The organism is Candidatus Nebulibacter yamunensis (assembly GCF_024208055.1).
In the GTDB taxonomy this organism is placed as follows: domain Bacteria; phylum Pseudomonadota; class Gammaproteobacteria; order Francisellales; family Francisellaceae; genus Caedibacter; species Caedibacter lacustris.
The window spans coordinates 41379-61468 of the sequence record NZ_JAMBMW010000008.1; the positions used below are offsets into that span (position 1 = coordinate 41379).

16 protein-coding genes are annotated in these 20090 nt (G+C 36.1%); 9 read left to right on the forward strand and 7 right to left on the reverse strand.

Annotated elements, in window-relative coordinates:
- Positions 1 to 57: 57 nt before the first annotated feature.
- Positions 58 to 1944 (reverse strand): ATP-binding cassette domain-containing protein, encoded by a 1887-nt coding sequence (locus tag M1V25_RS05000; RefSeq protein WP_498842611.1) that lies wholly within the window; start codon positions 1942 to 1944, stop codon positions 58 to 60.
- A gap of 10 nt (positions 1945 to 1954) precedes the next feature.
- Positions 1955 to 2545, reverse strand: coding sequence for a CBS domain-containing protein (locus M1V25_RS05005; RefSeq protein WP_157966620.1), 591 nt, complete (start codon positions 2543 to 2545; stop codon positions 1955 to 1957).
- 252 nt (positions 2546 to 2797) lie between these two features.
- Between M1V25_RS05005 and fumC the strand changes: the two genes are divergently transcribed.
- Complete coding sequence (fumC, locus tag M1V25_RS05010) at positions 2798 to 4177, forward strand: class II fumarate hydratase (RefSeq protein WP_498842612.1); 1380 nt, start codon at positions 2798 to 2800, stop codon at positions 4175 to 4177.
- 34 nt (positions 4178 to 4211) lie between these two features.
- Here fumC and dacB read toward each other — a convergent pair whose 3' ends face one another.
- Complete coding sequence (gene dacB / locus M1V25_RS05015; RefSeq protein ID WP_498842613.1) at positions 4212 to 5621, reverse strand: D-alanyl-D-alanine carboxypeptidase/D-alanyl-D-alanine endopeptidase; 1410 nt, start codon at positions 5619 to 5621, stop codon at positions 4212 to 4214.
- 90 nt (positions 5622 to 5711) lie between these two features.
- Here dacB and folB point away from each other — a divergent pair, with 90 nt between their 5' ends.
- The 8 genes from folB to pheT all read left to right on the forward strand — a co-directional run bounded on the left by folB (position 5712) and on the right by pheT (position 15958).
- Entirely contained in the window at positions 5712 to 6074 is a 363-nt protein-coding gene (gene folB, locus M1V25_RS05020; RefSeq protein WP_498842614.1) for a dihydroneopterin aldolase, read from the forward strand.
- The gene (folP, locus tag M1V25_RS05025; RefSeq protein WP_498842615.1) at positions 6062 to 7360 is read left to right on the forward strand and encodes a dihydropteroate synthase; all 1299 of its coding nucleotides are present in this window, start codon (positions 6062 to 6064) and stop codon (positions 7358 to 7360) included. The genes folB and folP overlap by 13 nt, the downstream gene beginning before the upstream one ends.
- 102 nt (positions 7361 to 7462) lie before the next feature.
- A complete protein-coding gene (locus tag M1V25_RS05030; RefSeq protein WP_116964192.1) occupies positions 7463 to 8392 on the forward strand; it encodes an ABC transporter ATP-binding protein in 930 nt (309 codons plus the stop codon).
- Between the two features lie 5 nt (positions 8393 to 8397).
- Positions 8398 to 9177 (forward strand): ABC transporter permease, encoded by a 780-nt coding sequence (locus M1V25_RS05035; RefSeq protein WP_116964175.1) that lies wholly within the window; start codon positions 8398 to 8400, stop codon positions 9175 to 9177.
- Between the two features lie 17 nt (positions 9178 to 9194).
- Positions 9195 to 10844: an NAD+ synthase gene (locus tag M1V25_RS05040; RefSeq protein WP_116964176.1), complete on the forward strand. Its 1650-nt coding sequence runs from the start codon at positions 9195 to 9197 to the stop codon at positions 10842 to 10844.
- Positions 10845 to 11186: 342 nt separating this feature from the next.
- On the forward strand, positions 11187 to 12452 hold the full coding sequence (locus M1V25_RS05045; RefSeq protein ID WP_116964177.1) for an MFS transporter: 1266 nt from the start codon (positions 11187 to 11189) through the stop codon (positions 12450 to 12452).
- A 63-nt stretch (positions 12453 to 12515) separates the two neighbouring features.
- The gene (gene pheS, locus M1V25_RS05050) at positions 12516 to 13529 is read left to right on the forward strand and encodes a phenylalanine--tRNA ligase subunit alpha (RefSeq protein ID WP_116964178.1); all 1014 of its coding nucleotides are present in this window, start codon (positions 12516 to 12518) and stop codon (positions 13527 to 13529) included.
- Positions 13530 to 13576: 47 nt separating this feature from the next.
- A complete protein-coding gene (pheT, locus tag M1V25_RS05055; RefSeq protein WP_498842616.1) occupies positions 13577 to 15958 on the forward strand; it encodes a phenylalanine--tRNA ligase subunit beta in 2382 nt (793 codons plus the stop codon).
- Between the two features lie 6 nt (positions 15959 to 15964).
- On the opposite strand, the gene M1V25_RS05060 is transcribed toward pheT, so the two are convergent.
- From M1V25_RS05060 to M1V25_RS05075, 4 genes are read right to left on the reverse strand one after another with little or no spacing between them, the layout of a single operon-like run.
- Positions 15965 to 16486, reverse strand: coding sequence for an NADH-quinone oxidoreductase subunit B family protein (locus M1V25_RS05060; protein ID WP_116964180.1), 522 nt, complete (start codon positions 16484 to 16486; stop codon positions 15965 to 15967).
- 2 nt (positions 16487 to 16488) lie between these two features.
- Positions 16489 to 18015, reverse strand: a complete 1527-nt coding sequence (locus tag M1V25_RS05065; RefSeq protein ID WP_498842617.1) for a hydrogenase large subunit — start codon at positions 18013 to 18015, stop codon at positions 16489 to 16491.
- On the reverse strand, positions 18012 to 19472 hold the full coding sequence (locus M1V25_RS05070; protein ID WP_498842618.1) for a proton-conducting transporter transmembrane domain-containing protein: 1461 nt from the start codon (positions 19470 to 19472) through the stop codon (positions 18012 to 18014). The genes M1V25_RS05065 and M1V25_RS05070 overlap by 4 nt, the downstream gene beginning before the upstream one ends.
- Entirely contained in the window at positions 19469 to 20065 is a 597-nt protein-coding gene (locus tag M1V25_RS05075; RefSeq protein ID WP_498842619.1) for a hypothetical protein, read from the reverse strand. Before M1V25_RS05075 ends, M1V25_RS05070 begins: the two co-directional genes overlap by 4 nt.
- Positions 20066 to 20090: the final 25 nt, after the last annotated feature.

Genomic DNA, 20090 nt, shown 5'->3' on the forward strand with positions numbered 1-20090 from the left:
ACCCCCAATTATAAAGTGCTAAATGCGATTATTTTTTCTTGTGATTAGAAGCTTTTGTTATTGTCCTTCAAACTCAGAAAGCATTTCCCAGAGCTGGTATTTTTCATTTAGCAAGGTTGTTTTTTCTTCTAGTATCTGCTGGGTTTGTTGAATGTTGACTTTATCTTGTTGGTAAAATTGGGGTTCAGACATTTGTTGTTGCAAAGATTGAATTTCAGACTCAAGTTTTTCAATTTCATCAGGTAAGGTAGCAAGTTGTTTTGTTTGTGCATAAGAGAGCTTTTTTGGGGGATTCGCTTTATCTTTTATTGGCTGGACTGACTTTGGTTTTGATTTTTCAAGAACTTCAGATGCAAATTGTTTTTGACGCAGCCAGTCGTCATAACCACCGATGTATTCTTCCAACTTTCCATTGCCTTGAAACACGATTGTGCTAGTAGCTATATTGTTAATAAAGCTTCGATCATGGCTAACGATAAGCACAGTACCGGTATAGTCAAGAATCAAACTTTCTAATACTTCTAAAGTTTCAACGTCTAGGTCATTAGTTGGTTCATCAAGTACCAAAATATTACTGGGTTTGGCAAAGAGTTTAGCAAGTAATAGGCGGTTACGTTCTCCTCCTGAAAGTGAGGAAGCGGGGCTTTGCATGCGTTTTGGGTCAAATAAAAAGTTTTGAAGATAGCCTATAACGTGTACTTTTTGATTATTGATATCAAGATAATCACTACCTTCCGTTACATTATCAACTAACGATAAGTTGGGATTAATTTGATTTCGAAGCTGGTCAAAATAAGCAATTTGTAGGTTTTCACCGTGAATAATATTGCCAAAAGAGGGAGGGCACTTTTTAAGCAAAACCTGTAGCAATGTACTTTTACCACAACCATTCGCACCAAGGATTGCAATTTTATCTCCACGTTGTATTTCACATGAGAAATGATTAAAGATTGAGTTGTTTTGATAACTAAAACCAAGGTTTTCAGCTCGAATAACAACTTTGCTGGATTTACTACCTTGGGATGCACTTAATGATACATTACCTTGTTGTTCTCGCCTTGCACTTCTTTGTTCACGCATGATTTTAAGCGCACGAACGCGCCCTTCGTTACGTGTGCGCCTGGCTTTAATGCCTTGACGAATCCAAGCTTCTTCTTGCTTAAGTTTTTTATCAAAATTGGTATTTTGCACATCTTCAGCGTGTAAATATGCTTCTTTTTGTTCTAAGAAGCGTTCATAATTTCCTGGAAAACTAAGAACTTTACCTCGATCAAGTTCCGTAATATCAGTGGCAATATTTTGTAAAAAACTACGATCGTGAGTAATAAATAAAATACTACCTTTAAATTGCAATAAAAAACGTTCAAGGAACTCTATCGATTCGATATCAAGATGGTTAGTTGGCTCATCTAATAGTAATAAGTCAGGTGATTTTACAAGCGCCTTAGCTAGTAAAACTCGACGCTTAAGACCTCCAGATAAATCATCAAACGGAGCTTCTTTATCTAGTGATAACTTAGAGAGCACTTTTTCCACTTCAGTTTGAGCTTCCCAACCATGTGCATCGTCAATTTGTTTTTGTAAGTCGCTTAGTTTAGATAGGTTATCAGGCAAGCTTAAATCAGTTTGCAGTTGATGTTGATAACTTGTTAATATTTGACCAAGTTCCCCGAAACCCGCTAAAACAACGTCAAAGACCGTGCCTTTAGTATTTTCTGGTACCTCTTGTTCAAGCCATGCAATTTTGGTGTTATTATGAACAATTCGTTCACCACTATCAGGTAAAATTTGACCTTGTAATACTTTAAAAAGGGAGGATTTTCCTGTGCCATTTCGTCCAATTAAACAAATACGTTTATTGGACTCGATGTCTAAAGAAATATTATCAAGGAGTTTATGGTGACCAAAGGCAAGGTCGGCATTGCGTAAAGAGATAATAGCCATAATGATAAGGTTAGATGATTTTATTTAATTCGGCTAAACTGCGTGAACCGAAGTCATGACCAATGCTGGCCCCTAAGCGTTTAGCAATAAAGCTGGCTGAAATGATTCCACGAATAACAGCGTTACCATGTTTATCATATTCTTGAATAAGCAAATGATCAATTTGCTGATCGTGCATTAAACGTGCAAGATGTCCAACACGTGCATCTTTTAATACATCGTATTCTAGAACAGGTAGCGCATTGATTTTGGTCATAAGCATTCCACTCGTCATTTCTTTAAAGTGAACACCTTCTCGCTGTGCAACTTGTGTTCTATATACACCGTGCAAGCGTTTTGCATTGATAAGACCAATGATTTGGTCATCATTATTAACAACTAGTAAAGAATGTACTTCAACTTTTTGCATCTTTTGTAAGGCATCGTCAATTAAAGCTTTTACATGGATAGTGTATGGCTTTACGATATGAAAATCAGAAAATACGTCTAAAGCTCGTGTTTCAAGCGATATCACATCCATGCTTTCAGGGTGATAATAAGGAATACTTTTTTGTACTGTGTGAGTAATAGTTTCCAGTAGTTTATAATCTTTAAATGGCATAAATACTCGTCCTTTAATCTTTAGTGATAAGTCGCACATAAGTCTAATCAGGATTGCGCTACATTGCAAACCTTGTGAGATGTAAAGTTAACATATGTCTATCAGCTTGCTTGTAAAAACTTTGTAGCGTCAACCAAAATAATAGCCAATTGCCGGCAACAGTATTTTAGTCTGTTTATTATCTGAGTTTTCTTATGCTTGAAAATATGCTTAAATCAAGCAGCTGTTTGATTATAAATGGAGTTAAATAACATGGGAATACGTATAGAAACTGATAGTATGGGTGAGATTGAGGTCAATAGTAACAAGTATTGGGGTGCGCAAACAGAGCGCTCATTGATATATTTTTCAATTGGGAACGATTTAATTCCACAGGAAGTCATCAAGGCGATGGCAATATTGAAAAAAGCATCTGCTTTAGCAAATTTTGAGTTAGGGCTTTTAAAAAAAAATTACAAGGATTTAATTGCTCAAGCAGCTGATGAAGTTATAGATGGCAAGCATGATGATCAATTCCCCTTACATGTGTGGATGACTGGCAGTGGCACACAATCAAATATGAATGTTAATGAAGTAATTTCAAATCGTGCTATTGAATTAGCAGGTGGGATATTAGGTAGTAAAGATCCTATTCACCCTAACGATCATGTCAACATGTCTCAATCATCAAACGATACTTTCCCAACAGCTATGTATATTGCAACAGCAATCAGCGTAAAAAAGAAACTTGTTCCCGCTTTGCAAACGATATATACGGAAATGAATAGTAAAGTTAAAGAATGGGAAAAAATTGTAAAGATTGGGCGCACTCATATGCAAGATGCAGTGCCTTTAACGTTAGGGCAAGAGTTTTCAGGATATGCTGAGTTATTAAAGCAAGATATTAGCCGTTTAGAAGCAGCATTAACAGATGTTTATCAACTTGCAATTGGAGGGACAGCAGTTGGGACGGGATTAAATGCACCAAAAGAATTTGCACAAAAAGCATGTAAGCATATTGCGAAAATTACGGGATTGCCTTTTATTTCTGCTGAAAATAAGTTCGCAGTACAAGGCTCACACGATGCTTTAGTAGCAATGATGGCACAAATTAAAGTGTTAGCAAATTCATTATTTAAAATAGCCAATGATATCCGACTGTTAAGCTGTGGACCTCGCGCTGGTTTCCATGAACTTTTGTTGCCTGAAAATGAACCTGGTTCTTCTATTATGCCTGGCAAAGTTAACCCTACTCAATGTGAAGCGATGACGATGGCATGTGTGCAGGTTTTTGGTTATGATCTGGCAGTAACCATTGCAGGCAGTGCGGGTTACTTGGAAATGAACGTTTATAAGCCGCTCATTATCTATAATATTTTGCAATCTATAAATATGTTATCGGATAGCTGCATTAATTTTACACGTTTTACGTTAGCGGGCACAAAACCTAATAAAAAGAAAATTGAAGAGTATTTACATAATTCGTTGATGCTTGTGACAGCATTAAGTCCCGTGATTGGGTATGATAAAGCATCAAAAATAGCGCATTATGCCGATAAACATAACCTATCCTTAAGTGAAGCAAATAAGGCTTTAGGTTTTTTGCCTGAAGATGAGTTTAATCAGGTGGTCGATCCTTATAAAATGGTTTAACAATGGATGGTTCTAAGAGTTTGTCGCACAACCCTTAGAAGTTATCATAAAAGATTTTAATCACTTCGTTTTGGAAAATACGTGATTTCACACGTTGACTTTGGGTTAGGTTGTTAAGCATGATTGAAAAGCTAACCAGGTGATTTTTTTTGGTTAACAGATAACCTGATAGAGTAGACACCCCCGCAAGCGTACCAGTTTTAGCATGGACCTTGCCTTGGAGTTTCCCCACCATTCGATAAGCAAGTGAACCATCTTCACCTGAGCTAGGCAGTGCATTAAAAAACCGTTTACCAATTATGCTATTGTAAACTTTCGTGAGTAACTCCACCATAAAAATAGGGGTGACAATATCTAAGTGAGAAAGCCCTGAACCATCTTCCATGTGTAGCTCACCTATATTAACGCCATAGCTTTTTTGAATGATGGATTTGATTGCTTTGGTTGCACCTTCTGTTGTGCCACTGCCTAACAAGGTGTAACCAACTGTGCGTGCAAAGCTCTCAGCATATAGATTATCGGATTTTAGTAGCATGTGACTAATCATATCATCGATTGATGCGGAGGTTAGTTTAACAAGCATGGTGAGTGGAGTTTTTATTGGTAGATTACCAAAGGTCACATTTCCTGAATAATGGATGCCAACTTCACGCAAAAAATCTTTAATGGTGTGTTGCGTTTTAAGTGCTGGATTTGCAACTGCAAGGTTCAAATAAAACTCGGCTTTTTGTGGTAGACACCCAGATAGGTTAAGCACATTATGATTGGTCATTTGGATATCAAAGGTACAGTTTTTACGCTCACTTGGTGGAGCAAGTCTTGTTGTATTATTGATTGTAATATTACGGGTATTGGAAACCTCTTTAACAGTTGTTTTGTTGCCAGTTGTATTAATAAGCTTGATCACAAAGCAGTTTTTATTCACATTTAGACTTGAAGCAGGTGCTGCAAAACAGTAAGGAGTATCGCTTTTTGACCAGCCATTTGGAACGTAATCACCTGAGAAGTGATTGGCGATAATAACTGCATCGCCATTTATTTTTTGTATCCCACGTTGTTTGATCTGTGAGATAAGGTTGTAAAGTTCTGAACCTGTTAAGCTTGGATCACCTGTAAACTCAAGGTAAAGATTGCCATTTAAGGTACCATTGCTAAATTGTGACTTGTCATATAAGACCGAAGTTGTAAATTGGAAGTTTTTTGGCAAGGCTGTTAATGCAGCAATGGCCGTGAAGATTTTATTGTTACTTGCCGGAATAAACGGGAGATTTTCAGCGTATTTATAAAGCACTTGTCCAGAGCTCACACGTTGAGCAGCAATACCTATAGAGGCGTCGGATAAATGATATGTTTTAACCAAAGATTGAATTTCACTTTGTACAGAGCCCATCGTTAGCGTAACGTTGCCAATAGTAAAAAATAAAAATAATGTTAATTTTTTCACAATTATGGATCAGTTTAGACTATCGAATTTGCAGAATGTTGTTGATAATAGCAAGATTTTAAAAACCTTGTCACGTGTGATCTAGCGATTATGTATAAACTTAAATTAAATGGTATAGCTTTAAATACTTATCTTGGTGTTTATGATTTTGAACAACAACAGATGCAAACCGTTCTAGTTGATGTAATTGTAGAGTTTAAAAATATTCCCAAAGCCTGCATAAGTGACGCACTTGAAGATACTTTTTGTTACGCGCAAATAAACGAAGTGTTAATGAGAATGGCCGCATCAAAACGTTATCAACTTATTGAGCATTTAGCGCAGTCTTTGCTAGATGCTTTGGTTTTACACCTTAATCATCCATTAAACGTCTATCTTGAGTTACATAAAACCCCACCTCTAGAGAATGTAGTAAATGCAAGTTTTTGTGTGGAGTATATATGCCAAAAGTAGTGTTAGGATTAGGGAGTAATTTAGGTGCTAAGCTTGATTACTTACGCAAAGCAGTTGATCTTATTGATAAACGTATAGCTAAAATCATTGCTACTTCAAAGATTTATCAAACATCAGCATTATTGCCACAAAGTGCACCAGTAAGTTGGAATATAGATTACTATAATATGGCGCTTCTTATTGAAACAACGCTTGAACCACAAGCTCTTTTATTAGGGATTAAGGCAATTGAAACAGAAATGGGGCGTGATGCACTACATGCGTTTTGGTCACCTAGAGAAATTGATATTGATATTCTGTGTTATGGAGATGTAACTTTAAGTAGTGATGCTCTTAATATTCCCCATAAGGCATTATTGGAGCGTAATTTTGCGTTAAAACCTTTGTTAGAGGTTTACCCTAATTGGCGTTATCCAAATAAAGACATAGATTTATATGAATACTTAAAAAAAATGGAAAAATTGAAGCTTGCCCCTTTTACTTTATCAGCAACTCAAATCATGGCAATTGTAAACTTATCAATAGATTCATTTTCAGCGGAAGAAGCTCAGCCACCAACTGTCGATGAATTTGCAGGTTATGTTATGAGATTGATTGAAGAAGGAGCGGAAGTCATTGATTTAGGTACAGAGAGTACTAAACCACAGGTAAAAGCAAAAACTGCTGAGAAAAATTGGCTCATGCTTCAGCCTTATTTAATTGTCTTAGATGAGTTGATAAAATATACTGGCTTATCAGTTACACCTAAAGTGAGCATTGATACCTACCATGCGCAAGTTGTTGAAAATGCCTTGCACTATTCATGTGTGAATATGATTAACGACGTTTATGGTATAGAAGCCCAAGCTATTGCAAATCTTATTAAAGGCGCTGATATTAAATATGTCTTTATGCACCAATTAGGCAAAGCGGCGACAAACTACCTTGACATTAATCGCGATCCTGTTTTAGAAGTTATTGAGTATGCGCAACAAAGAATCGCGGATCTTATGTCGTGGGGGATGAAAAAAGAGCAATTAATATTTGATATAGGAATTGGTTTTGGTAAGCACGATTATCAAGCACGCGCCTTACTTAAGCATGTAGATAAAATTAAATCAGCGTTAGGCGTGGAAATACTGGTTGGTCATTCGCGTAAGTCATCAGTTATGCGAGTGGTTGAAGGCAAAAGCAATTTATACAAAGATATTGCAACGGCAATGATTGCTCATGAGCTTATCCAAAAAAATGTGGATTATCTTCGTGTCCATAACGTTGATTTAACGAATATGGCAAGGCAGATATAAGGCAGTCTAGATTGGTTAAACTAGCATGTTGTTATAGCTTCAAGTTTATAATTTGCTACAATGTGTTCATTAGTCTTCAATGAACACTGGATTTTTGTTCTTATGAGCTTTGAAAAAGCATTGTCTTTGGTCAATGTCAACAAAATTTATAAAGGTGGATTGCACGCGGTTAAAGATATTAGTTTTGATGTTTATCCAGGTGATTTTTTTGCACTTTTGGGTCCAAATGGTGCTGGTAAATCAACCACCTTAGGCATGATTTCATCTTTGGTTAACAAAACAAGTGGCAGCATAGAAGTGTGTGGTTTTGATACGGTAAAAGATGCGTATATGGCGCGTAAACATTTGGGTGTAATGCCGCAAGAAGTTAATGTAAATGTCTTTGAAACACCTTTACAGATCCTTTTAACCCAATCAGGTTTCTTTGGTATTTCACGTAATGAAACTGTTCCTTATGCAGAAAAGCTATTAAAAGACATGGCATTATGGGATAAAAAAGACACACAAGTCCGATTTTTATCAGGCGGAATGAAGCGCAGACTTATGGTTGCTCGTGCATTAGTTCATAAACCAAAGGTATTGATTTTAGATGAACCGACAGCAGGTGTAGATGTTGAGTTAAGGCAAATATTGTGGCAGCAGATAAAAGCTTTAAATGACAGGGGTTTAACCATTATTCTCACTACACATTATTTAGAAGAAGCAGAAAGCATGTGTAATCGTATTGCACTTATTCATAATGGTAAGCTTCATATCAGTTCAGACATGAAAACTTTTTTGCGTTCGGTTGAAAAAGAAACTTATGTTTTTGATTTAAAGCAACCCATAAGCATGAATAAATTTAGTTGTGAATATGGTCAATTTACAGTTGTTGACCAGATGACTTTAGAAATTGAAGTAGGTAAAGATGTATCCTTGAATCAATTATTTGCAGGGTTATCCGAGCAAAATATAGAAGTGATAAGTGTTAAAAGCAAAACGAATAAATTAGAAAAATTATTTATTGATGTTGCTAGAGAAAAAGTGTGGTAGAGGACATGACAATTAAAGAATATTGGACGATTTATTATACGCTTCTTAGAAAAGAAGTTGTGCGCATATTTAGAATATGGCCACAAACGATTTTACCATCTGCCATTACGATGAGTTTATATTTTTTAATATTTGGCAAAGTCGTTGGTGCACGTGTTGGAATGATGGATGGCTTTGATTATATGCAGTTTATTACTCCAGGACTTGTTATTATGGCGGTGATTAACAACGCCTATGCAAATGTAGTTGGATCTTTTTATGGTGCGCGTTTTAGTCATTCAATCGAAGAGTTACTTGTTTCTCCTGCTAATAACCATCTGATTATTTTGGGATATATTTCGGGTGGGATTGTGCGTGGTGTAATTGTTGGTGTATTGGTAAGTATTGTTGCGGCACTCTTTGGTGGAATATCATTACATTTTCATAATCTATTATTGATTATGCTTGCCTTTTTATTGTGTGGGGCGTTATTTTCATTGGGCGGGTTGCTCAATGGGATATTTTCCCAGAGCTTTGATGATACAACCATTTTCCCAACTTTTGTATTAACACCACTGATTTACTTAGGGGGTGTATTTTATGGTCTAAGCGTATTGCCGCCATTTTGGCAGCATATTGTTCAATATAATCCATTGTTTTATATTGTTGATTTTGTGCGTTTTGCTTTTATTGGATATTCTTCAATGAACCCCACAATTGCTTTTGTTGCAATTATTATCTTTATCGTTGTTTTATATAGTCTTGCATGGTATTTATTATCGCGTGGTATTCGTCTGAAGTCTTAAATTGAGTATTTTAATAAATGAAAATTTCCATAGTTCAATTAAATTACGTTATTGCTGATTTTGACTATAACTTTGAAAAAATAAGTAAAGCAATATATACACATAAAGATTCAGATTTGATCGTTTTTTCTGAACTGTGTATTACAGGTTACTATCCATATGATTTGTTAACTTATCCTGAAATTATTGATAGGCAAAATGAAGTAATTCAAAGAATTAAAGATTTAACAAAAAAATTACAGGTTGCTGTTATAATAGGTGCAGCTACAACAGTTTCAGCGCTTAAAAAGTTTCATAATAGTGCACTTGTAATTGATAAAGGTGAACTTGTATTTAGTTATCATAAGCAATTAATTCCAAGTTATGGTGTATTTGATGAAGCACGGCATTTTATTCCAGCTAAAAATAACCCCGTATTTTCATTTAAAGGTCAAAGCATAGCACTTTTGGTATGTGAAGATATTTGGTATGACAATCATCAAGGCTATGATTATAATCCTATTGACGCTTTATCGTCGATAGGATTAGACGTCACTATTGTATTAAATGCCTCACCATCGATGTTAGGCAAATTTCGACAACGCCAACGCATTGTGTCTAATATTGCCAATAAACTAAAGTCACCTATTATTTATAGCTCACAAGTTGGTGGTTATGATGAGCTTGTCTATGATGGCGCAAGTTTTATTTGTAATAAAAAGGGCGAGCTTATCGCTCTAGCAAAGCATTTTGAAGAGGATGTAATTAGTGTTGACTTGGCAAATTTACCTTCTACGATATTGCCTTATCCTTATCAGAATCAGCCATATGCTTTAGTTTTAAAGCAGCTTACCTGTGGGCTTTATGATTATGTGCATAAATGTGGTTTTAAGGGTGTGGTTGTGGGCTCATCTGGTGGCATTGATAGTGCTTTGACACTTGCTATTGCAACTTTAGCATTAGGTAAAGAAAATGTAAAAGCCATTACGATGCCATCAGCTTATTCTTCAGCAGGCAGCGTTGATGACTCTGTTAAGCTATGCCACAATCTTGAAATTGAGTTATTTATCCGTGAGATCAAAGAAGAATTCTTATTAACTTGTCAGAATTTTGAAAAGGCATTTGGGCATCTACCTAAAAAACTCACCCAAGAGAATATGCAAGCACGCATTCGTGGACGCATTGTGATGGAATATTCTAATGACAGCGGATTTTTGATGCTTACAACAGGTAACAAAAGCGAGTTGGCGGTAGGTTATGCAACCCTCTATGGAGATATGTGTGGTGCGTTGAATTGCATAGGTGATTTGTATAAACACGACGTTTATGCGTTAGCTGAATATATCAATCAATGTTATGGTGAGCTTATCCCCAAAGCGATCATTGATAAAGCCCCATCTGCGGAACTTTCAGAAGGTCAGAAAGATTCGGATAGTTTACCGGATTACTACTATTTAGATGCTATGCTTAAACTCTATTTAGAACGTGATTTATTGCAAGAAACAGAAATTAAGCATCTACAAAAAATCGTTGATAAAGTGGATATAAAAGAGCAAAAACGCATTTATAAAATGGTGGAATTTGCTGAATTTAAACGTAAGCAAGCACCACAAATTCTGTTTATTCAACGTCGACCTTTTGGAATAGGACGCAGAATGCCAGTAACAGCAAAATTTCAAAAGCAATAGGAGTTTTAAATGAAAAAGGTAGCTGCGTTTGTATTATCATGAAATATGTTGATCTGTTAGATGAAATTGACAAGACCCAATCACTTAAATATTTGAAAAAAGGTTAAATGGCAAAGAATACTATAAAATATCAAAATACGATGGATTGGTAAGACAAAATTATATTACTTTATTTGCGAATATCAGCATTCTTTAAATAAACTTGATAACCTTTTTACTAAAGGTTTAGAAATAACTCACAAAGATAGAAATAAAAAAGGCATCAAAATTTTATTGTGACTGTGCTTTATCTCATTTAAGCTTGGAAGCTAAATGATATAAAGATGAAAGTTAGAAACCACTATGTCAGTTGACAAACCAAAATATGCCATGTTATTTACTCCAATTTTAAGCATGTGTATTTTAACTATTGGTAATACTTTTTATACAACTTATACCACGCTTGAATTAGAGCGTATGGGGCAGAGTAATTTTATTGTGGGTTTGATCTCTGCTGCTTATTTTACTGGAATGGTGCTAGGTTCTTATTTTAGTCAAAAGCTTATTTTGCGAATAGGTTATATTCGAGCATATGTCCTATTTGCAACTTTGATGGGGTTAGGCGCTATCTCACAGGGTATATTCTATGACGTACCCATTTGGGGAATATCACGTTTTATTTGTGGTTATGCACTTGCTGGGCTTTTTATCGTTGTTGAAGCATGGTGCTTAGAGGGAGCAGGTAAGAGTCACAAAGGACTTGTATTGTCGATTTATTTGTTTATTTATTATTTTGTCCAAGCAAGCGGACAATTTTTATTAAATATTCCATTTAACAGCGTGTTGATGACCTTTTGTGTGATTTCCATTTTGGCATCGATATCGATTATCCCAGTGTGTTTGACACGTTTTGAAATGCCAAAACAGGAGCATCCTAATCTGCTTTCACCTGTTATCCTTTATAAAAAAGCACCACTTGGTATGTGGACAGCGCTTGTTGCCGGGATGATATTAGGGAGTATTTATACGATTTATCCATTATTTCTAAAACAAGCAAAGATTCCCATTGAAAGCATTTCGTATCTGATGTTTGCCATTATTCTTGGTGGTATGTTGCTTCAATTACCAATTGGTAAAATATCTGATTTAGTTGATCGCAGGATTGTGCTTGTATCAATGTTGATAGGCTCGGTGTTTATTTCCATTTTGATTTGTATCTTTCATAATAATTTTTGGCAACTTGCGATTTTTTCATTTATCCTAGGTGGACTTACTTTTACTTTTTACCCTTTGTCTATTAGCTATTCTAGCGATTATTTAAGTGCAGATCAGTTGATAGGTATCGTTGGGATTTTAGCACTTTCTTATGGGATGGGATCAATGATAGGACCGCTTGGTGTGACTTGGCTTATGTCCTTGTTTGGACCGTTTGGATTTTTTATTTATGTTGGTTTTGTTTGTTTATTGCTTATGACTTACACTTTATGGCGTATACGTGTGCGTCAAGCACCCAATAATAATGAGAAGGTTGCATTTCAAAGCATGGCTGCTGAAACTTCTGTGGCGATAGAAGTCGTTTATGAACAGCAGTTAATGGAAGAAAAAGAAGCCCCTGCTCATAAGCAATAAACTCTGCAAAATGATTTTTGAGTGGTATATAATAGCCACCATTATTTTACAAAGGTAACATACATGCAAATCGTAGATGATATATGCTCTAGAGCCCTATTTGCTATAGAGAATACTAAAAATAAGCAAGAGTTAGATCAAATTCGAGTTCACTACTTGGGGAAAAAGGGTGAACTTACTGAAATTATGAAACAATTAGCAAACTTACCAGATGAGGAAAAACCTAAACTTGGTCAAGCGGTGAATGTTGCAAAGAATAAGTTGCAGCTTGCAATTAATGCACGTTTAGATGTGTTAAATACCATTGAGCTTGCACAGAAGCTGGCTATGGAAAGAATTGATGTTACCTTATCAGGGGTAGGACAAGTGCCAGGCAGTTTGCATCCTATAACAACCAGTATGTACAGAATTGAAAGTTTTTTTAGTAAAATGGGCTTTGTTACGGAGTATGGTCCTGAAGTAGAAGACGATTACCATAATTTTGAAGCGTTGAACATTCCGGATCATCACCCAGCGCGTGCCATGCACGATACGTTTTATTTTAATCCGATTACAGTTTTACGGACTCATACATCAGGTGTGCAAATCAGAACAATGGAAAAACAAGAGCCACCCATTCGCATGATTGCACCAGGGCGTGTATATCGTTGTGACTCAGATATGACACATACACCAATGTTTCACCAAGTCGAAGGTTTATGGATTGATGAGAAAGTATCTTTTACTGATTTAAAAGGTCTGTTAAATGCCTTTTTAAATGCGTTTTTTGAGAAAAATTTGAAAATGCGCTTTCGTCCTTCTTATTTCCCATTTACTGAACCTTCTGCAGAGGCGGATATGGAATGTGTTATGTGTGAAGGAGAGGGCTGTCGGGTATGTAAGCAATCGGGCTGGTTAGAGGTTTTAGGCTGTGGTATGGTCCATCCAAATGTATTAAAAGCAGGTGGTATTGATTCGGAAAAATACCGTGGTTTTGCTTTTGGTATGGGTGTTGAGCGACTAACAATGCTGCGCTATGGTATTCATGATTTGCGTTTGTTTTTCGAAAATGATTTAAGGTTCTTAAAGCAGTTCTAATAGATAAAAAGATCAAAGAAAATATAAAAAAATAAAAAGGTTTAAAAATGAAATTCAGTCATCAATGGTTGAGCAATTATTTGGATGAAAGCCCCACAGTGAGTGTGCTTAAGGAAAAACTCACCACAGCAGGATTAGAAGTCGATTCAATTGAGGCGGTCACACCACCTTTTAGTGGTGTTGTTGTAGCAGAAATTAAAAGTATTGGAAAACATCGAGCTGCCGATAAGTTAAATATTTGCCAAGTAGATATTGGTGAAGATGAGCTATTGACTATCGTTTGTGGAGCAGGAAATGTTTACGCCGGAATGAAAGCACCACTGGCAAAAATTGGAGCACGGTTGCCTGGTGATTTTAAAATCAAAAAAAGTGAGCTTAGAGGGCAAGAGTCTTTTGGTATGTTGTGCTCGGAAAAAGAGCTAGGCATAAGTGAAGAAAGTGAAGGTTTAATGGACTTACCTATTGACGCCCCTATTGGTATAGATATACGCCAGTATTTACAGTTGGACGATGATGTTATAGAAGTCGACTTAACGCCAAATCGCGCCGATTGTTTAAGTGTTTATGGTATTGCTAGAGAAGTGTCAGCCTTAACAAGTTCAAAATTAATAAAATTACCAGTAGTTGAATTACAAGCAACACAAAAAGCATCTAAAACCATAATAAGCCAAGCAAGCACACTTTGTCCGCGCTATTTTGGACGAATGATTAAAAGCGTTAATACTAAAGCTACAACACCTTTGTGGATGAAAGAGCGGTTACGTCGTTCAGGTTTGCGTTCAATTTCAGTTATTGTAGATATTACCAATTACGTTCTACTTGAACTTGGTCAGCCGATGCACGCATTTGATGCTGATAAACTAACAGGTAGTGTTTATACACGTATGGCAAAAGAGGGTGAGAAGATTATTTTGCTAGATGAGACTGAGGTGACTTTAAAAAGCAATACGCTTGTTATTGCTGATGATAACAAAGTGTTGGCAATTGCAGGTGTGATGGGTGGGCTTTATTCTTCGGTGACGGAAAACAGCAAGACTATATTCTTAGAAAGTGCTTATTTTACACCAGAGGCAATCGCAGGAAAAGCGCGTCAATATGGACTTCACACCGATTCATCTCATCGATTTGAACGTGGTGTAGATCCTAATCTTTGTGCATATGCAATTGATTATGCAACTTATCTTATTCTTGATATTGCTGGTGGAGAAATAGAAGATCTAGCAGTTGCAGATCACTATGTTGATGAAAACAAAATAATAACTTTGCGTTTGAGCAAGATTAATTCTATTTTAGGGATGAATTTTGAGACAAGTTATGTTGAGCAAATACTTCAATCATTGAATATCTCTATCAATAAATTATCACAAGATGCAAATGAAACACTTTGGCAGGTAATCCCGCCAAGCTATCGTTTTGATATAGCAATTGAAGAAGACTTGATTGAAGAGGTTGGTCGTATTTATGGCTATCAAAACTTACCGATGAGTTTACCAGAAGTATCTTTGATACAACAGCAGGTATCTGAACAGGTAGTGGCGCTTAATCGTTTAAAAATAGTTTTGGTTGATCGTGGTTATCATGAGGTAGTGAATTACAGTTTTATCGACCCTAAACTAGATGCTTTATTTTTTAACCAGGCGGGACTTACATTACAAAACCCAATTTCACAAGATATGTCAGTGATGCGCCAAGGTCTGATTCCTGGGTTAGTCAGTACTTTTAAGTTCAACTTAAACCGTCAACAGTCACGCATACGCATTTTTGAAGAAGGAGTGTGCTTTCAACCAGCTGAGCAGCTGGCACATGAATATTTGCATTTTGCAGGTCTTGCTTATGGCAATATCAATCCACTGAATTGGCAAGAAACAACTTTAGCAGACTTCTATTCTGTTAAAGCCGATGTGGAGGCGTTACTACAACTTAATAAAAAGTCGATTAATTATGTTACATGTGAAGATATCGATTGGTTGCACCCAGGTCAGTCTGCTTATATTTACCAAAACGGCGAGCAAGTTGGTGTGATTGGTATTTTGCATCCAAATATTATGAAAGTCATGCAGATTAAGGGGAAATCACCTGTCGTATTTGAGCTGCAAACTAGCAAAATTTCAAATCGAGATATTGCTAAGTTCATGGCAATTTCAAAATATCCAGCGGTTTCACGTGACATTGCGGTGATTGTTGATCGAAATACAACAGCTCAAAGGTTAATCGATGCAGTGAATAAAGCAAATGTATCACATTTGAATCAAGTGGATTTATTTGACATCTATCAAGGCGAAAGCTTGCCTGAAGATAAGAAGAGTGTTGCTTTAAATTTAATATTTCAAGACAATACGCAAACGCTGACTGATGAAATGATGAATGAAGCAATTACTAAAATTCTTACCTCTTTAAAAACCCATGTGGATGCGAGTTTGCGTGAATAGAGTTAGTTAATAACAGTACTCAATTGCTTTGAAAATTCCCTGTATGATTTGAACAGGTGAAGGAGGGCACCCTTTGACAACTACATCCACTGGAATAATCCCTTGAATTCCTCCTTCAACCGCATAACTGTCTTTAAAAACGCCTCCACAATGCGCACAATCACCTATAGCTAGAACTAACTTTGGATGAGGCATGGCCTCATAGGTTTTAACAAGCGCATCACGCATATTTTTGGTTATAGGACCTGTCACAAATAACATGTCGGCATGACGGGGACTTGCAACAAATCGTATACCATAGCTCTCAAGGTTATAAAAGGGATTGTTAGTTGCATGAACTTCAAGTTCGCAGGCATTACAAGAGCCGGCATCCACCATACGAATAGCAAGTGCTTTACCAAAACGTTGAGCAATTCTTTTTTCAAGTATCTTGCCAACTATTTCTAGATCATCAATATCATTAACTATAGGGTTTATTTTTTCACTTTTAATACCTGTTTTAAGTAACTTTTTTGTAAACTTCCACATGATTAGCTGTCCTCACCACTGTAGCTTAAGTTAAAAGATTTATTAATAAGTGGAAAATCAGCAACGATATTATTCATAACAGCATGACTTAATGCAGGCCAGTTTTGCCATGAAGGATCGTGGAAATGGCACCATGAAACTTTAGTATCATGAAGTTGGACTGCAATACATATAGGGCCTCTCCAGCTCTCTACGCACATAATACTGATCTTTTCTGTTGAGGATTGATCTATGTCAAGTGCTTGTGTACAGTTATTGAATTCTAATTGCAAAAATTGTTCAATCATATCAATGCTTTGTAAGCATTCACGAAAACGCACATATACGCGTGCAGCGACATCACCTGTTTCTGCCGTTATAGGTGTAAAATCAATTTCAGAATAAGGATAAAGTGTGCAGGATGCCCTGGCATCGATAGCAATGCCAGATGCCTTTGCGATTATACCTAAAACACCTAAAGATTGAGCAAGAGTATGCGTTAAAATACCGGTTGTTTTCAAGCGATCTTGAAGTCCATGGTGATCATGATAAATCTGCTCTAATTGGAACAACTGCTTTTTTACATCATTAAGGTGGTTGAGTAAATCATGTACTATAGATTTATCCCACATAGTCATATACTGTTGTGGGGAGATGGCATCCATCATATATCGATGATGTGTTAGCAGTTTATTCTCACGTACAAGTTTTTCTTTTAAGATGGAGAATTGCATTGCTAAGCTGATAAAACCGGTGTCGTTAATAATAGCACCAATATCACCGATGTGGTTAATCAAGCGTTCGCGTTCAAGTAAAATAGCACGTATACATTTTGTTTTAGCATCTATTTCAAAGCCAAGCTGCTTCTCACAAGCAAGTGCAAAAGCATAAGCATAAGCTACAGTAGTGTCACCACTTACTCTTCCAAGTAAAGAAGCTGCTTCTGACATGCTTTTATTGATAAGTAAAGAATGAATGCCTTTATGTGTGTATCCCAATCGATCTTCTAGTTTTAAAATTCGCTCACCAACGATAGAAAAACGAAAGTGTCCAGGTTCGATAATTCCTGCATGCACAGGACCTACTGGAATTTCATGGACTCCTTCTCCTGAGACTTTGTTAAAAACATAATGTAATTTGGCAAAGCGACTTGATTTGCTATAGGGATTTAAAATTCCCATTTTGAAATGACCATGATTTAGCCATGCACGTTTATCTTTTGCTTTTTTTGTTGGAATTTTGGTTAAATCGTGGATAGCTCTGTGTAATCTCTCATTTATAGGAAAGGCTTCACTTAAATCAATAAGCATTGGTCGTTTTGGATTTAGTCGAGACACAATGCAGAGCCAGTAGGCTTGATAATAATACAATACATACCAGTTCGTTTCATTTGAAGAGGAGTCAAAAGCAATCCATTCTGTAAGCAAAAGACCATTTTGAGATTTAATTTCTTTAGCAAGAGGATATTGTAACCTAATATCAACAGATAAATATTGATAAGCCTTGATGTTATTAAAGTGTAAAAGATCATTCAGCATTGTTTTATTCATGACTTTCCACCTATGATGGAATATATAGCAGAATCAAGTAAGAAAATAGGCATATAAAGTCCTGCTATGATAACCAATATCAAATGAGCTCCCACTGTCCAGTAAATATGTTTTGTATTTTTTAAATGAGTGATGGGAGTGTTTAATTGTCCAAAAAACAATGGCTGAATTTTTAATAGTATGGCTAAAAATGCGAGTATCAGTCCTACGACAAGCAAAATCATAAGACCAATATTAGCCTCCATTGCTGCTAGAATCAGTAGTAATTCACTTATAAACAATCCCGATGGTGGTAAACCAAGAATAGCCAAAAAAGAGATTAAAAATAAACTTGCGGTTATAGGAGATTTTTCAAATAATGCACGAATTTTTTGTAGTACTTGAGTATGAAATTGCTGAATTACTGTACCAGATATTAAGAGCAAAGCAGTTTTAACTAAGGCATGTATCCAGATGTGTAGTATCGCTGCAAGTAATGCAAGCTTGTTGCCAATTCCAATTGCAATGCTGATAAGTCCCATGTGTTCAATTGAAGAGTATGCTAACAAGCGATTAAGTGTTCGTTGGCGAAATAGTGATAGGGCTGCAAAAAATAAGCTGATAAAGCCAAAGGTTAAGAAAAGGTAACAAGGAAAATTAATTAAGCCTGCGTTGGCAAATAATAGCTTAAACTTGAGCAAGGCAAATAACGCTAAATTAAGCAAAGCGCCTGATGATAAGGCATTTACCATTGGGTATCCTTCGGCATAGGCATCTGGCAACCAATTGTGTAATGGGACGAATCCGACTTTAGTACCATAACCAACAAAAAGAAATACAAAGCTGATGCTTAATAATTTGGCAGGAATTTGAGAGATATTTGTCATTAATTTTGTCCATAGTAAGCCTTCTTCTCCCAGACCATGAGTATAAGCACCAAAATATAAAATCACAGTACCAAGTAGTGCAAACCCAATACCTACGCCGCATAAAATCAAATATTTCCATGAAGCTTCTAGCGCTTGTGGGGTTTGTCTTAATCCGACTAATGCAATACTGGAGATAGTAGCAAGTTCCATGGCAATCCACATCATGCCGATATTATTACTGAGTAATACAATCAGCATGCCTAGCAAGAACAATTGGTAAGTCGTATGATAAAAGCGATAAACTAAAGGATGTAAATGTGTTTTATTTTCATTATCCAGATAGCTAATGCTATAAAAACTTGTGCTCATTCCAATAAAGCTGCTAAGTATAATAAAAAGGACATTCAGTTTGTCACACATAAACCAGTCTTTGAAAAAAAATAGTGCTGTATCTTCAACATATATTACATAGCCTAAAATAATGCTTATGATAAAGCTTAAACTGCATAATATAGCATTTACATGAGTCGCATATTTCCTGTTTTCTATCCAAGGCAATAGGACTAAAGCAATAACAGAAGGCAAGAGTAATAGCGTAATCAAGTTCATATACGCTCCTTTAGTTTCTCAAATAACTGAACTTGGAAGGAACCATGCTCTTGCTGTATTCGGATTAAGAATAGTGTGAAAATCATAAAACCCATAAGGATATCAAAACTCATCCCAAGTTCGATTAGCCAAGCGAATCCTGTGCTTATCGCTGCGGCTAGAATAAAGATACTGTTTTCTAATACTAATAGACCCATTACTTGAGTGACAGTTTTTCTTCTAAAAGTAATGATTAATACAGCTACAAATGCATTGGCAAGTCCAAGTGAAAATCCTGAAATGTAGCGATGAAGCATACTGTTGACCAACTGCTGTCCTAAAATTAATGCCAAGAGAATAAGCGCAGATGCTAGTAACAGTAGACTAGGCTTATTCAGTATTGGTTCAATACGTCCGGAAAGGTGTAAAAATTGAACTAATTTCCATAGTAAAAATGGTAAAAGAATAACTTTGATGCCAATGGTAATAATTAAAGAAATAAATACTTCCATGCTTGGTGCATAGATCGTTTCTGTGAGTATGTAACTACTTAAAAGCACATTCTGAATAATTAAAAGTTTGATTACATTCGTAATGTAAGATTGGATTAACATTAAACTACTACATAGTAGCATTGAA